Source organism: Microcoleus sp. PH2017_34_RAT_O_A (assembly GCF_020737885.1).
In the GTDB taxonomy this organism is placed as follows: domain Bacteria; phylum Cyanobacteriota; class Cyanobacteriia; order Cyanobacteriales; family Microcoleaceae; genus Microcoleus.
The window spans coordinates 32960-48954 of record NZ_JAEQDD010000023.1 but is presented as its reverse complement, the minus strand read 5'-3'; the positions used below and the strand labels follow the sequence as shown (position 1 = coordinate 48954).

Genomic DNA, 15995 nt, shown 5'->3' with positions numbered 1-15995 from the left:
ACAAAAATAAATCTGCTTGTGGAACAGGCCAGAAAGCCTGTTATTCAAAATAGTCAAGCCTGCTGCTTAATATTACTAATTAGCCATCGTGCGACTGGTGTAAGCATCCATGCTGTAGGCGGGAACGCGAACAGTGTAATCAATTTCTGTTCCAGTCATCGATTTTGCCAGTTGTTCAAAAGATTCATTGCTCCAATTGCGATCGTGAATGGGCTTGGACTGTTCGCCCAGGAAATATGCTTGAGTGCCAATTAAAGATGCTGCGACCCAACCGACGACCAAAAGAGCGATTACAATAGTCATTTTTGCTATTTCCTTAAACTTTTGTTGCTTTATGTAAACAAATGTAACAAAAATTTACAAACAGCGTCAAGGCAGTGTAGTGTCGTGCAAACCGTCCGGTAGGTAGTAAAAACCGTCACTCCGACGGCCGCCGGAGAGGGTTCGAGGGGGAGAGGGGACACGGGGAAAGGATTTATATATAAGTATGTAGGGCGTGCACCGCCAAGCACGGGTCTGTAATACGGCGATCGAGATCCGAATCATGAACTGTATCCGCAATAACAAATAAGATTGTTTAATTTTTTTAGTTAAGAACTTATAAGTTTTGCGTTCATAAATTACGATTAAAACTCTACCACTGGCATGACGAATCGCGATAGAATTATGCGTTATGATTTATCAGTTTGGATTTTTCACTAACAAATCCAAATTACCAAATCCAAATTACCAAATCCAAATTACCATTCTCCCATAAAAATTATGCCAAACTCAATGTTAAATAACGATCCCTTGTGGTTCAAAGACGCCATCATTTACGAAGTACCAATTCGCGCTTTTGCAGACAGCAATGCAGACGGCATCGGCGACTTTCGGGGACTCACAGAAAAACTAGATTACCTGCAAAACTTGGGAGTAACAGCAATTTGGGTACTGCCATTTTTTCCCTCGCCACTCCGAGACGACGGCTACGATACATCTCACTATACCACCGTCAACCCGATTTACGGCACGTTAGACGACTTTAAAGAGCTTTTAGAAGCAGCGCACCAGCGCGGAATTCGAGTTATTATTGAGTTAATTGTCAACCACACTTCCGACCAGCACGCATGGTTTCAGCGAGCGCGGCGCGCCCCGAAAGGCAGTAACGAAAGAGATTTTTATGTGTGGAGCGATACGCCGGAAAAATATCAAGATGCTCGGATTATTTTTCAAGATTTTGAAACTTCTAATTGGGCTTGGGATGCGGTAGCAAAAGCTTATTACTGGCACCGTTTTTATTCTCACCAACCAGATTTAAATTACGACAATCCCGCCGTCCGCCAAGCCATCTTAGATGTGGTAGACTTTTGGTTGGAACTGGGAGTAGATGGACTGCGAATGGATGCCGTGCCTTATCTGTACGAGCGGGAAGGTACTAACTGCGAAAACCTGCCAGAAACTCACGTATTTCTCAAGCATTTGCGGCAGCACGTAGATGAGAAATTCCCGAACCGGATGCTGCTTGCTGAGGCGAATCAGTGGCCGGAGGATGCGGTTGAATATTACTCGGGTGGCGATGAATGTCACATGAATTTTCATTTCCCGCTGATGCCGCGTTTATTTATGGCTTTGCACATGGAAGATAGCTTCCCAATTAGCGATATTCTCCAGCAAACTCCGCAGATTCCTAATAATTGTCAGTGGGCATTGTTTTTGCGGAATCATGATGAATTGACGCTGGAAATGGTGAGCGATGAAGACCGAGATTATATGTATCGGGTTTACGCTCAAGATACTCAGGCGAGAATTAATTTGGGTATCCGCCGCCGCTTGGCTCCGCTGATGGGAAATAACCGCCGCCGCATTGAGTTGATGAATGCTTTGCTGCTGTCTCTTCCTGGTACGCCGGTGCTTTACTACGGCGATGAGATTGGGATGGGTGATAATATCTATTTGGGCGATCGCAACGGGGTGAGAACTCCGATGCAGTGGAGTAGCGATCGCAATGCCGGTTTCAGCCGCGCTAACCCGCAGCGGCTGTACGCGCCACCAATCGTTGACCCTGAATATCACTACGAATCTGTGAACGTGGAAGCGCAGCGGGCGAATCCAAGTTCACTCTGGTGGTGGATGAAACGCTTGATTGCTGTGCGCCAGCGCTTCCAAGCATTCGGCCGCGGCACTTGCGAGTTTCTGTACCCAGAAAACCGCAAAGTTTTAGCTTTTGTTCGCACTTATCAAGACGAACACATCCTCGTAGTCGCTAATTTGTCGCGCTTCGTGCAGACGGCAGAATTAGACCTTTCTCCGTTTAAAGGTGCTGTGCCGGTGGAGATTTTCGGTCGCGCTGAGTTTCCACCTGTTGGCGAATCACCTTACTTTTTGAGTTTGAGTCCTCACACATTTTACTGGTTTACTCTTACTCCTAAACCCGAAGAATTTTCGCTGCACGGTTTTAAGACAAACTTGCCTAGTTTGGCGGTAATCGGCAATTGGAAAACCGCTTTTGTAACAAGTCAATTAAGCGAGATGCTACTCTCTCTTTTGCCAAACTATTTACGCAGCAATCGCTGGTTCATCGGTGCAGATAGGACGATTCAATCGTTGGAAATTAGTGAAATTATTCCTGTAGAATGTCACAATGGTGCGGGAGAAGAATCTACAGTTTACATTCTGTTTGTGCTGTTGAATTATACAGAAGGTATGCCGGAAACTTACGTTTTGCCCGTAGGTTGGGAAGAGATGAAAGGCGATGCGGACGATCGCGCGATCGCACGCCTGCACTTCCCTGAAAGCAACGAAGCCGGGGTGCTATTTGATGCTGCTGGGGACAAAGGCCTGCTGAGCGCGCTGCTGGGGGCGATCGGCAATTCTCGCAGTTACAAAGGTACAGCAGGTCAACTGGTGGGAATTGCCGACATTGCATTCAACTCAGACCAAGATTTATCGCAGCTCGAACCTCACCTGTTCAAAAAAGAACAAAGCAATACATCCGCAGCTTACGGCGATCGCTACGTCCTAAAAATATTGCGAAAAGTCGAAGAAGGAATCAACCCCGAATTAGAAATCGGGCGGTTTTTAACCGATCGCAACCCGATCCAACACTACGCTCCAATTGCCGGAGCCTTGGAATATCACACAGCCGAAAAACAAGTAATTACAGTCGGAATACTGCAAAAACTAATCCCCGACAGCAGGGACGCTTGGTCTTATACATTAGACACGCTGCGCGACTATTTCGAGCAAGTAATGACAGTAGAAGCCAAGCATTTAGGCGATAATTTATCGACAGATCCCGAAAACTATTTACCCAGCGCTTTGACCGCACAAATGCGGCAACCAAACTCTCTAGTAGCCGATTTATCCCTAGAAATTCCGGCCTTAGCTCGCGAACTAATCGGCTCTTACTTAGCATCAGCCGAACTTTTAGGTCAGCGGACAGCGGAACTTCACCTCGCTTTAGCTTCAGACACCGAAAATCCCGCTTTTGCTCCAGAAAACTTCACCTCATTTTACCAGCGTTCCATCTACCAACACATGAGAAATATGGCAGGAAGAACTTTGCTGCTGCTGAAAAAGCGGCTGTCAAAACTGCCGCCAGAAGCGCATAAACTAGCACAAAATCTCCTAAACCGGGAAGAGTTGCTGATGGAACGTTTCAAGTCTATTTTGAACTTGAGAATCACGGCGGATCGAATTCGCTGTCACGGGGACTTCCATTTCGGACAAGTTCTTTATACAGGTAAAGACTTCGTAATTATTGATTTCGGAGGAGAACGGAATCGACCGTTAAGCGAGCGGCGGATGAAAAGATCGCCCCTGCGAGATGTGGCGGGAATGCTACAATCTTTCAATTATGCTGTTACTTTGGCACTGCGAAATGAAGTTGAAAGCGGTATGATCCGCCCTGAAAATCTTCCGGAGATGCAGCAGTGGGCGAATGTTTGGCACCGCTGGGTCAGCCTCACTTTTCTTAACAGCTATTTGGTAACAGCAGCCGATGCCAGTTTCTTGCCAAAATCTATACCAGAACTACAAGTTTTGCTGGATGCTTACATTTTGGAAAAAGGGGTTGCTGAGCTGGCCTACGAACTCAATTACCGCTTGGATTGGGCGGAAATTCCGCTGAAGCGGATTCTGGAATTGTTGAAATTTAATGGCAAGCCGTAGTTGATTTTTAAGTAGTGAGTAGGGTGCTTGTGGCGCACCTGGCATTAACTCGTTTCTGCTGGTATACGAATAATAATTCTCTGAATTTAGTGCTGTCTCGCTCGCGAGCTGTCATCGCGAGCGAGACAGCACTATAATATAATTATGATGTCACGGAATTTGACAGCTCGCGATCGGGACAGCACTATAATATGCACACCTTTGTGGAATCGCTAGCGAGACTCTGACAATATATAATACGCATCTGGCATTACTTAAAATAGAGAGCTGCTTCATATAAAACTTTTTCTTGATGAGTTAACAAAGTGCAGTCAGAAAGCGGGTAAGCGACACAGGTAACAGCGTAGCCAGCTTGCAATTCTGAGGGCTTCAAAAACTTTTGTTCGCTTTGGTCGATTTCACCGCTAAGCAGTTTGGCAACGCAAGCAGAACACTCTCCTTGCTTGCATCCATTCGGCAAGCGGATGCCGGCATCTTCTGCCATATCTAGGATATACTGGTCGTCCGGTACTGCGATCGTGCGATCGAGCGATCGCTCCTCATTCACCAGCCGAACTTGATAAACTGCCATTTTCACCTCTGATATTATTTCCGACTATTAGTGCGGTTGAAACCGATTTTTGTCAAATACAATCGAGACTCGGCGGTTGAAACCGCGTCTACACAAACGAAGTCCGCCTCCGCGGACTAAAGAATAATTGATGTTAGCTTCTTGATATCGGCGATTGAAACCTCTTCTTGTCAAACAAAGTCCGCAGCAGAGGGGGACTGAAGAATAATTGATATTAGCGGAATTATCGACTGCTAGACAAGTGCTTCTTGATAATCGAGATTTTCATCCAGATAAATAGCGCGAATATCCTGCGGCAAATTTGACTCTAAAGTTTGATATCCTTTTTGCAGCAAAGCCCTAACTTGAGCGGGCGAAATAGCTTCACCTTCTGCTTGCAAATAAGCTGCAATTCGAGTTTCGCTCCAGCGGAAAGTCTGGGCCATCAACACGACTAAACGGGGGAGTGGCGCCAACAATTCTAAGGCTTGTCTGACGTAACACCAGAGGGGAGGCGAAGCGGATTGCAAAGAGTAGTGAATAGACTCAACTGGGGGTAATTCGGCTTGATTGATGCAGACAGCGGTGACATTAATCAGCCAATTTTGGAGACTGAGATTGTCGCTATCGGGATCTTGGGTTTCGCGGCGCAAATCGAGGCCTCGGAGCTCGTGATAGATGTGCTGCCAGGTGTGGGCGAACAGGTAATCGCCTTGTACGGGCGATCGCACGGAATGACGGATCAGGGAGTGTACAATTTGAGCGTAGCGGCAAAAAATCGCCGTAAAGAAGCGGCCCTGATCGGGATGGTTTTGAAACAAAGTCAATAATTCCTGATCGCTGTGATGGAACAGGGATTTGACCACAGGGTGGTTGAGTTCGGAAAAAACAGGTGCTTGCACAATTGTTCTGTAAAGGTTTTGGGAATCAATGCTATTGCAGCCTGATTCTACACTACGATCTACATTTGATGCAACTGCTGAAAAACTGTTTATATTTAAGTCAATTTAATTATATAATGGAGTTGTAGGTGATGCTGCATTAATCTAAATTGATACATATAAACTCTATGTATCCAGCGCACCTAAAAAGATAATTAGTTATTTCAAGGATCGAGTGTTTGTATGTCTAGCATTAATACTGGTATAGAATGGTGCGATCGCACATGGAATCCAACAACTGGCTGCGATAAAGTCAGTCCCGGCTGCACCCATTGTTATGCAGAAGCATTAACAAAAAGGTTTCACACTAATTTTCCTAACGGGTTTACTTTAACGGAATACCCAAAACGTTTGAACGAACCTAAGACTTGGCGAAAGCCTAGTCGCATTTTTGTTAACTCAATGAGCGATTTGTTCCACGAAGATGTTTCTATTGAGTTTCTGAAACAAGTTTTTGAGGTAATGCGTGAAACTCCTCACCACATTTATCAAATTCTTACGAAACGACACAAACGTTTACTAGAGTTAGCGCCTGAACTTGATTGGTCTGATAATATTTGGATGGGGGTGTCTGTTGAAAATCAAAACTATGTTAACAGGATTGATTGTTTGCGACAAGTACCTGCAAAGGTCAGATTTCTATCATGCGAACCACTTTTAGGGCCTTTGCAACTCGATCTAAGGGATATTCACTGGGTAATAGTTGGGGGAGAGTCGGGGCAAAAATACCGTCCAATGCAGGAAGAATGGGCGCAAAGTATTCGGGATCAATGTCAGGATGCTGGAGTCGCGTTTTTCTTTAAGCAATGGGGAGGTAGAACACCTAAAGCTGCTGGGAGATTATTGGATGAGAAAATTTGGGATGAGATGCCAGAAGCATGGAAGAAACATCAAAAAAGATGGCTCAAATAACTACCCTTAATCCCTGTTGAGTAAAAAAAATAAATTTTCTTACAGATACTGTTGGATATTCGTATCATTTTTTAAGCCTAAAGTGGCTTTTTAATGTGTAAGGCTTTTTCTGCTTAGAAGGATTTTTGATTTCTATCAGTTGTTCTGTGTACAACCAATCTAAAACATCATTGTTGTAATGAGTTCGCTTTAAACGTCCTATGTCATTCATTTCTAATATTAGATGAGTAATTGCATCCTCAAAAGATATCCAATCATTAAGCTTGCCCAAACTTTTGATAGCTTGAGTTTTTATTTCAGCTAATCTTTTCTGCTGATCTGAATTCCATTCTTTTTCTAAGAATTTTTTAATTCCTGTGTGACTGTCCTTGAAAAATAGCAATCTTTCCTCCTCCCAAACGAAATCGTTCAAGAAACTTCCAAAAGCTTTTTTGGGGTGATTGCTACCTACTACAATACTATATTTTGGTCTGGGATCACTGTAGCTTTCTTTAATTTCAAAACTGGTTGCTCCTCTAAACCCTGCTTCTCTTTTCATTCTTTCCTTAAAATATTCCAGTGCCCATTTTTCAAATTGTTGAGGTTGATCTTTAAGTTCTAGCCACTTTGGTTTCCAATCTTGGTCTGAATTGACACCTAGGAGTTTAGTCAAGTTTTTGATATAAGTTTCAGCAGTTTTTTGCTCTTTTATGCTATCATATGCGGTTTTATGATGCCCCGCATGGCGAGCTACTGCACTGTTGTGAAATAGTATAAATAGCTCTCCTTTATTCTGACGGACATAATTTCCTATTTCATATATATGCTCAAAAGTAACTCCTTTGACAGCAAAAGTGTCAAGAAAAAATAAAGTAGGATAGCTGTTCAAATCATTCATCACCTCTGGAAAAGCCACCTCAAATTTTTGATTTTCATAAACTTTATAAAACAAATCTTTGCCGATATCTCGACAGTTTTCTTGAAGCTGTTGATTAGACGCCGCTTCAGCCTCTACAAAAAAGCATCTTAAGTTTACTCGTTTTTCTTGACCAAAAAGGTTAGCACATTTTAGAGCTATTAAGGGTGAACCATCTGTATTTTCAAAGTTATGTTGATACTTTGTCCAAAAATTAGAATTATTTACAAAATCTTCAATTCCAATTCCTTCTTTATATTTCCCGGTACCGGCAAAACCATCAACATAGTTGATATGATCGGATTGATAGTTTCCATCACCTCCAAGATTATAGCAAAATGCTTGTAGGTATTTAAGCAGTATCCGATGTTTAGATGCTGACCAGTCTCGTTTGCGTTCAAAAAAGTTTTCTGAATTTTCTGGTTCTTCTGAAAATAGAGATAATTGCTTTCCTTCCATTTTTTATATCCCTAGGTAAAATGCTATAATGAACATTAATGTAGCATAAAAGTTACGATATGAAAAGAGTTAGAGCAAAGTTATGTTTTACTCGGACACTCCAAACCCCCCACCTCCGGGGGTTTCGATCGCAAAAACATCACCGCGATCCATCTCAACACTCGCCGTACTTCCCAATTCCTCAACATTTCCATCAAATCTTTCAACATAACTCCGGCCAACTTTCCCCGCTTCACCTCCATGCAAACCACACGGAGAAATCACTCGCCTCCCCGATAAAATTCCCGCCGTCATCGCCTCCAGAAACCGCACTCGCCGCACCACTCCATTACCGCCGCGATGACATCCATTCCCCCCGCTATTAGCCCGGATTGCAAAACTTTCTAACAACACCGGAAACCGCCATTCCAACACCTCTGGATCGGTTAAACGCGAATTAGTCATGTGAGTTTGTACCGCATCTGTGCCGTCGAAATTTGCACCAGCACCCGAACCGCCGCAAATTGTTTCATAATATTGATAGCGTCGATCGCCAAATGTGAAATTATTCATGGTGCCCTGAGAAGATGCGATCGCACCCAGCGCACAATACAAAGCATCCGTAATATTCTGCGATGTCTCCACATTTCCCGCAACCACAGCCGCCGGATAACGCGGATTCAGCATACAGCCAGCGGGATTGATGATTTCGAGAGGCTTCAAACAGCCAGCATTCAGAGGGATATCGTCATCTACCAAGGTGCGGAAAACGTACAACACAGCCGCTTTACACACCGCAGCGGGAGCATTAAAATTGTTGAATTGTTGGGAAGAAGTGCCAGTAAAATCTATTTTTGCACTGCGCGCAGACTTGTTAATTGTAATAGCTACTTTAATTTGTCCGCCGCTATCCATCGGATAAGTAAACTCGCCATCAGTCAAAACCTCAATTACGCGCCGCACAGATTCTTCAGCATTGTCTTGCACAAAACCCATATAAGCTTGTACTGTTTCCAAGCCGTAATGTTCTACCATCTTGACAAGTTCTGCTAAACCGCGATTGTTGGCGGCAATTTGGGCTTGCAAATCTGCGATATTTTGTGCGACATTGCGAACCGGAAAATCCCCGGCTGTCAGAATTTGTAGTAATTCTGTTTCTCGGAATTTACCCTCGCTGACTAGCTGAAAATTGTCAAACAATACGCCTTCTTCAGTGACTATTTTACTATTGGGAGGCATGGAACCGGGAGTGATGCCGCCGATGTCGGCGTGGTGTCCCCGCGACGCAACATAAAATAAAGGAAGCGAGGAATCACGATTAAATACTGGACTAATAACGGTGATATCTGGTAAATGCGTGCCGCCATTGTAGGGATTGTTAGAAACATAAACATCGCCCGGTTTAATAGTATGACTTTGTGCTAGGATTAAAGCTGCAACACTTTCGCTCATGGAACCGAGATGCACGGGAATGTGCGGCGCGTTGGCAACTAATTGCCCGTTTGCATCGAAGATTGCACAGGAAAAGTCCAGGCGTTCTTTGATGTTGACTGAGGAACTTGTATTTTGTAAAGTCACGCCCATTTGTTCGGCGATGGCGCGAAATAAGTTATTAAAAATTTCTAGCAAAACTGGATCTGATTTAACCGCCGATGAATGGGTTTTAACTGCATTCATCGGCGCGGATCTGCGGTTCAAAATTAAGTCATTGTTTTCGGTGATTTCGCCTTCCCAACCCGGTTCTATGATATTAGTTCCAGTTGCTTCGACAATCATCGCCGGGCCCGTAATGCAGTCGCCCGATCGCAAATCGTCTCTCTGATAAACAGGTGTTTCTCGCCACCCGCCAGCAACATACATTTGTACAGGCAAGATGCCTGTGCCACAAGATGGGGAAGTTGTTGATGCTTCAGCCACAGGCAAGATGCCTGTGCCACAAGATGGGGGATTTGTTGATGCTTCAGCCACAGGCAAGATGCCTGTGCCACAAGATGGGGAAGTTGTATAATTATCAGCCACAGGCAAGATGCCTGTGCCACAAGATGGGGGATTTGTATAATTATCAGCCACAGGCAAGATGCCTGTGCCACAAGATGGGGAAGTTGTATAATTATCAGCCACAGGCAAGATGCCTGTGCCACAAGATGGGGAAGTTGTAGAATTATCCAGTACATCCATTGTTTCTACAACTTCTACAGAAACTGCTTCTACAATTAGCGATTTTTCCGGCATAATAAAACTGTAACGCTGTCGGTGTGCTGCTTCAAAATCAGCCTGCATCTCCTCAACACTCCCAGCAAAATTCACCATCAAAACCGAATCGCTTCCCTGATATTTAAGATGCAGCTTCCTCACAACCAAAACCTCTTTCTCTCCCTCTGCGCCCTCTGCGCCTCTGCGGTTCAATTCCCCTTTTCCCTCCGCCTCCAATTGCGCTAAAATATCATGCAAATCCGCAATTAATTCAGCAGTTAATAATTGCTCGATCGCCCTTTCGCGCATAGCCCGCACATCAGCCAAACCCATACCGTAGGCGGATAACACCCCCGCGTAGGGATGAATAAACACCCGTTTCATGCCCAAACAATCGGCGATCGCACAAGCGTGTTGGCCGCCCGCACCGCCAAAACAGCACAACGTATACTCGGAAACGTCGTAACCGCGCTGAAGCGAGATTTTTTTCACCGCATTAGCCATCTTTTCCACCGCGATCGCCAAAAACCCCTCCGCCACCTGTTCCGGTGTCCTCTCGCCCCCAATTTCCCCCGCTAACTGCACGAATTTTTGCTTAACTACGTCAGAGGCGATCGGCAAATCTCCCGTCAATCCAAACACTTTCGGGAAAAAATCAGGCTGAATTTTCCCCAACATCACATTACAATCAGTCACCGTCAAAGGGCCGCCCTTCCGATAGCAAGCAGGGCCTGGATTTGCGCCCGCAGACTCCGGCCCGACACGGTAGCGCGCGCCGTCAAAAAACACGATCGAACCGCCACCGGCTGCTACAGTGTGAATTGCCATCACGGGCGATCGCAATCTCACCCCTGCAATTTCAGTCTCAAATTCGCGTTCGTATTCGCCGTTAAAATGGGCAACATCTGTCGAAGTTCCGCCCATATCAAAGGTGATGATTTTGTCAAAACCAGCCTTTTTACTCGTTTGAACTGCACCGACAATTCCCCCAGCCGGGCCTGATAAAATACTGTTTTTTCCTTGAAATTGGGCGGCATCAACTAAGCCGCCGTTTGATTGCATAAACATTAATTGGGGGAATTGGGCATTGGGAATTGGGCATTGGGAATTGGGCATTAATAATCCCTCATTCCGAGAACCTACCTCAATTAACTCACTGGTTATTTGTTCGACATATCGGCGTAAAATCGGAGATAAATAAGCATCGACAACCGCAGTATCTCCCCGCGAAACTAATTTCATTAAAGGGCTGACTTCGTGAGATACTGATATTTGACTAAAACCAATTTCTCTGGCTATTTGAGCAACTTGTTTTTCGTGTTCCGAATAGCGGTAGCCGTGCATAAAGACGATCGCACAACTGCGAATTCCGTCATCGTAGGCTTGCTGCAAAGCCGGGATAAACTCAGGATTGACAGCAATTAACTCTTCACCTCGGGCGCTGTAACGTTCTGCAACCTCAATAACGCGATCGTACAACATCTCGGGCAGCACAATGTGGCGGGCGAAAATATTCGGGCGATTTTGATAGCCAATTCTCAGCGCATCGCCGAAACCTTTGGTAATTAACAGAATAGTGCGATCGCCCTTACGTTCCAGTAAAGCATTTGTCGCCACCGTCGTCCCCATTTTAATCGCTGCAATCTTGTTCGCCGGTATCGATTCCCCCGCCTCAATCCCCAAAATATCGCGAATTCCTTGCACTGCTGCATCGGTGTAGCGATCGGGATTTTCCGACAGCAGCTTGTGAATAACTAACCTACCATCAGGACTTTGGGCGACAATATCGGTAAAAGTACCACCGCGATCGATCCAAAATTGCCAGCAAGTGCGATCGGGAAAATCAACATTCATATCTTTTTCTATCATCTTCTTTCTTTATTCCTTCGCGTTTTTCGCGTCTTCGCAGTTCATTAAAATAAAATTATAGATATCGAATAGCCTCAACCAAGCCCCCACAAACACCAGCCAAAAAATCCAAATCCAAAGTCTCAATCTTATCACTCGGTTGATGATAGTGCGGATTCCGCATATTAGCCGTATCCGTCACCATAATCGCCGGATAACCATTATCCCAAAAAGGAACATGATCGCTGCGGCGAGTATCCGGCACAATCAAACCTCGATTCGGCACCGGCAACCACTCGCAATCCTGACCGACTTTGCGGATATTTCTGCTCAAAGTAATCATATCGCGCACAGTCCGCAAGTTCCCAATTAAAGCAATAAAATTGCCAATATTCGGATAAAAATATTTTAGTCCCGCCGGATAGCTTTGGGAGTTCGGAGTGCGATCGCAATAACCCAACATTTCCAAAGAAATCATCAACCGAATTGACTGTTGCTGTTGCTTGCATTTAGCTGCATAATGCCTACTTCCCCAACAACCAGCTTCTTCCATATCGAACGCAACTAACTGTACTGGATATTTTAGCGGTTGAAGTGCGATCGCCCTTGCGAGTTCCAGCAACACAGCAACACCCGTAGCATTATCATCAGCCCCAGGCGTCCCCGGCACAGTATCGTAATGCGCGCCTATAATAATCGGCAAATTTTCTTGCTTCCCCCCCTTAGCAAGGGGGGGATTGAGGGGGGGTAAATCCAAGATAAAATTGTGATGAATTCGCCCGCGCACCGCAAAATCGTCAATTTCTACAGTGCCCCACTGTCCCAACTGTTCGCGAATGTATTGCTGCACATAGAAGTGCCCTGCGGATGCCAAGTAAGGATTGCGATCGCGTACAATTTGAATTAGGTGGCTGTGCAGGCGTTCTTTTAGATCCATGCGATCGGAGATACAATGAGTACATTCAGATTATAGGGGATTTAATTATGATTAAAGAAGTCAGAATCAAAAATTACAAGTCTATTCAAAAGCTGAAGCTGGAATTAGGACGAGTCACCGTACTGATTGGCGAAAATGGCTGCGGTAAGAGCAATATCTTGGAGGCGATCGCCCTGGCTTCGGCGGCTGCTAATGATAAACTGGATAACGAGTTTCTTGCTGCACGGGGGATTCGGGTGACAGAACCTCGATTTATGCGATCGGCTTTTGAAAAAGATAATCTTACTAAAGATATCAGCATTGAATTAAGACAGAATGATAAAGAACAATTTAGTTGTATTTTACAAAATGATAATTCTCCCTATTCTCAGTGGATTAGTAAAAAATTTTTTGGTAATTCTGAAATATCTACAGAGAATGCTCTTAAACTTTTTGTTGAGCAATACGGGGGACAAGACAAACTTTTATCAATTTTAAAAGGAGCAACTCAACTAACGGAACAAGAATTATCAATATTCAACAAGGATGTAGACTCATTTATTGAATTATATTATCTAAATAAGTTTATTGTTTACTCCCCTGAAAACCCAGCTTTACGAACCTTTGAAAAAGAAGGGCAAATTCAACCATTAGGCATTAATGGTCAAGGTTTGTTTAAACTTATAAATATCTTGAATGCAGATAACCCAGATAAACTTAATCAAATCAAAGACAAGCTGCAATTGATAGATTGGTTTAAAGATTTTGAAATTCCTCACAATCTATCAGCGATGCAAACTTCTCTCCAAATTACAGATAGGTACTTAGATACAGATTTAAGTTACTTTGACCAAAGAAGCTCGAATGAAGGCTTTTTGTTTTTACTCTTTTACTTTACCTTGTTCATAAGCGAACTCACACCTAAATTTTTTGCAATAGATAACATTGACGCTTCCTTAAATCCTCGATTATGTCGCAGATTAATCGAAGAATTAGTCGAACTAGCAAAAAATAACGATAAACAAGTCATCTTGACAACTCATAACCCCGCTGTTTTGGACGGCTTAGATTTAGATGATGATGAACAGCGGTTGTTTGTGATTTCCCGCAACCAATTAGGTTATACTAAAGCTAGACGTATTCTCAACCCGGAACCTTTGGATGGACAAGAACCTGTAGATTTATCAGAGGCATTTTTGAGGGGCTATATCGGCGGACTTCCTGAAAATTTTTAATATGATTAAGTTTGGATTGATTACAAAGGGACTTACCGAATTTTTATGTCCTATAATAGAGACAAAGCTTAGGAGATTAGTATGCAAGCATACAAACTTAGAGGTAAAATAGATGAGGCTGGGAATTTGGTAGTTTTGGAATCCCTGGATATGCCAGCCGGAGATGTGGAAATCATCGTTTGGCCGGTGGCTGATGCGGTTGTCAGTTCCCCACAGCTAGTAATCCAGTCAGAAGAAGCTAACCTTAAAAGAAAAGTGAAAACTAAAATCAAGGCTTTGCAAGCCTGGTTTGAGAATACTCAGCCTGTCCCGCCTGACTTCGATGCAGAGGAAGCTAGATGGGAAGCTTTGAAGGAGAAACACAAGCTATGAAAATCTTGCTAGATACCAATATCATCTTAGATATCGCCCTTGAACGACAGCAATTTTTTGGTGAAAGCGAACAAGTTTTGTCCTTTGTTGAACAGGCACAAGTAGAAGGTTATATTTCAGCCTCTACTTTTGGCGATATTTACTACATCATACGTAAAGTTAAAGGTCGAGATTCAACGCTTGAGTTTTTGAAATATATAGCCACATTTTGTCAAGTGGCGACTGTGGATAGCTCTGCTATTTCAATGGCATTAATTTCCAACTTCAAGGATTTTGAAGATGCGATTCAGTATAGCACTGCCGTAGTCAATCAAATTGATGCCATTGTCACCCGCAACCCGCGAGATTTTCCGGTGACAACTCCTCGAATTGTCACTCCCAATCAGTTAATTGAAGAGTTAACCAATTCTGTCTAAACCTCCGGCTCCAATTCTGTAGCCCGCACTTGCACGGGAAATTCAACTGCATTCAACTCCGACGACTCTAATAACTGCACTTCCTCCTCAGAATTCGCTGCACCATTCCGGCCTTTCCCCAATTTCTCAGCCAAAGTATCCCGCTGATTAATCAAATAAATACTTACCAAAGTCAGCCCGACTCCCATCGATTGCAGCGGATTCAATACTTCGCCCAACAACAAATTCCCGAACAGCAAAGCAAAAATCGGAGTCAGAAACGTTAGAGAACTTAAACTCGTCAAACTGCCGCTTGAAGCAAAGTAAAAGAATAAACCGTAGGCGATCGCACTTCCGAACACAGTAGAATACCCTAAAGCCATCCAACCCGACAAATCGATATTCACAAACTGCCCCGACTCAGTAGCCGCCGAAATCGCCAACAACGGCAAACCCCCTAAAATCATGTGCCAGCCCGTCGCCACCACCGGGTCAACATAGCGGCACACCCACCGCACCAAAACCGTACCTACAGCCATCGACAAAGCCGCCAACAGCATCAACCATTCCCCGCCCTGAAACACACTTTCGATACCCGCAGAAACCTGCACATTTTCAGGATGAAACAGCCCCAAAATAAAGCCATCCGGCAATCCAATCAAACTGATGCCGATAACGCCAATTACTAAGCCCAACCAGCCCCAAAAACCTATTTTTTCTTGAAACAGCCACAAACACAAAATCGCCACGGCTAGCGGTTGAGAATCAATCATCACTGAACCCAAACCCGCACCGGTTCTCGCCAAACCTTCGGCTAAAAATCCTTGAAACAAAGTGCCGTCAACTAATGCAAACAGCGAAATCCACAGCCAAGCTTTCCAACCGACAGGCTGCTGTTTTCCCATCAATGCCGCCGCCAGCAACACCAACACGCCCGCAGGTATTAAACGCACGACAGCCACAAACAGCGGTGTCGTGTGTGGCATCACCCCTTTCATCGCTACCATCGCGGTTCCCCACAGGAAAAACGGCGCAATGAGTAACAGCGGGGCAAAGGGCAGTTTAGAATCGGTAAGTTTTAGCTGCATGGCGGAGGCTCCAAATAATTGATGAGAGTGGCGCTCTCGGGAATGATGTAGATTTGTTAA

The 15995-nt window shown here is 44.4% G+C and carries 12 protein-coding genes; 5 read left to right on the top strand and 7 right to left on the bottom strand.

Annotation, left to right across the window (positions count from 1 at the left end; translation table 11 throughout):
- Positions 1 to 75: 75 nt before the first annotated feature.
- On the bottom strand, positions 76 to 303 hold the full coding sequence (locus JGK11_RS10965; protein ID WP_293177558.1) for a hypothetical protein: 228 nt from the start codon (positions 301 to 303) through the stop codon (positions 76 to 78).
- 471 nt (positions 304 to 774) lie between these two features.
- On the opposite strand from JGK11_RS10965, the gene treS reads away from it, so the two are divergent.
- Entirely contained in the window at positions 775 to 4152 is a 3378-nt protein-coding gene (gene treS, locus JGK11_RS10960; protein WP_363319173.1) for a maltose alpha-D-glucosyltransferase, read from the top strand.
- A 250-nt stretch (positions 4153 to 4402) separates the two neighbouring features.
- Here the strand turns inward: treS and JGK11_RS10955 are convergent, their stop codons facing one another.
- Positions 4403 to 4723, bottom strand: a complete 321-nt coding sequence (locus tag JGK11_RS10955; RefSeq protein WP_293157012.1) for a 2Fe-2S iron-sulfur cluster-binding protein — start codon at positions 4721 to 4723, stop codon at positions 4403 to 4405.
- Positions 4724 to 4956: 233 nt separating this feature from the next.
- Positions 4957 to 5604: a sigma-70 family RNA polymerase sigma factor gene (locus tag JGK11_RS10950; protein ID WP_293211640.1), complete on the bottom strand. Its 648-nt coding sequence runs from the start codon at positions 5602 to 5604 to the stop codon at positions 4957 to 4959.
- Between the two features lie 222 nt (positions 5605 to 5826).
- Here JGK11_RS10950 and JGK11_RS10945 point away from each other — a divergent pair, with 222 nt between their 5' ends.
- Positions 5827 to 6555: a phage Gp37/Gp68 family protein gene (locus JGK11_RS10945; protein WP_293211638.1), complete on the top strand. Its 729-nt coding sequence runs from the start codon at positions 5827 to 5829 to the stop codon at positions 6553 to 6555.
- Between the two features lie 64 nt (positions 6556 to 6619).
- On the opposite strand, the gene tcmP is transcribed toward JGK11_RS10945, so the two are convergent.
- The 3 genes from tcmP to JGK11_RS10930 form a co-directional block, all read right to left on the bottom strand.
- On the bottom strand, positions 6620 to 7909 hold the full coding sequence (gene tcmP / locus JGK11_RS10940; RefSeq protein ID WP_293211636.1) for a three-Cys-motif partner protein TcmP: 1290 nt from the start codon (positions 7907 to 7909) through the stop codon (positions 6620 to 6622).
- 87 nt (positions 7910 to 7996) lie between these two features.
- Entirely contained in the window at positions 7997 to 11935 is a 3939-nt protein-coding gene (locus tag JGK11_RS10935) for a hydantoinase B/oxoprolinase family protein (RefSeq protein ID WP_293211655.1), read from the bottom strand.
- A gap of 70 nt (positions 11936 to 12005) precedes the next feature.
- Positions 12006 to 12866: a M20/M25/M40 family metallo-hydrolase gene (locus JGK11_RS10930; protein WP_293211634.1), complete on the bottom strand. Its 861-nt coding sequence runs from the start codon at positions 12864 to 12866 to the stop codon at positions 12006 to 12008.
- Between the two features lie 47 nt (positions 12867 to 12913).
- On the opposite strand from JGK11_RS10930, the gene JGK11_RS10925 reads away from it, so the two are divergent.
- The 3 genes from JGK11_RS10925 (at position 12914) to JGK11_RS10915 (ending at position 14868) form a co-directional block, all read left to right on the top strand.
- A complete protein-coding gene (locus JGK11_RS10925) occupies positions 12914 to 14080 on the top strand; it encodes an AAA family ATPase (protein ID WP_293177579.1) in 1167 nt (388 codons plus the stop codon).
- 81 nt (positions 14081 to 14161) lie between these two features.
- The gene (locus tag JGK11_RS10920) at positions 14162 to 14452 is read left to right on the top strand and encodes a hypothetical protein (RefSeq protein WP_293177582.1); all 291 of its coding nucleotides are present in this window, start codon (positions 14162 to 14164) and stop codon (positions 14450 to 14452) included.
- Positions 14449 to 14868, top strand: coding sequence for a PIN domain-containing protein (locus JGK11_RS10915; protein WP_293177585.1), 420 nt, complete (start codon positions 14449 to 14451; stop codon positions 14866 to 14868). The genes JGK11_RS10920 and JGK11_RS10915 overlap by 4 nt, the downstream gene beginning before the upstream one ends.
- Here the strand turns inward: JGK11_RS10915 and JGK11_RS10910 are convergent.
- Entirely contained in the window at positions 14865 to 15935 is a 1071-nt protein-coding gene (locus JGK11_RS10910; protein ID WP_293211653.1) for a DMT family transporter, read from the bottom strand. The two genes, JGK11_RS10915 and JGK11_RS10910, sit on opposite strands and share 4 nt — an antisense overlap.
- Positions 15936 to 15995 lie beyond the last annotated feature (60 nt).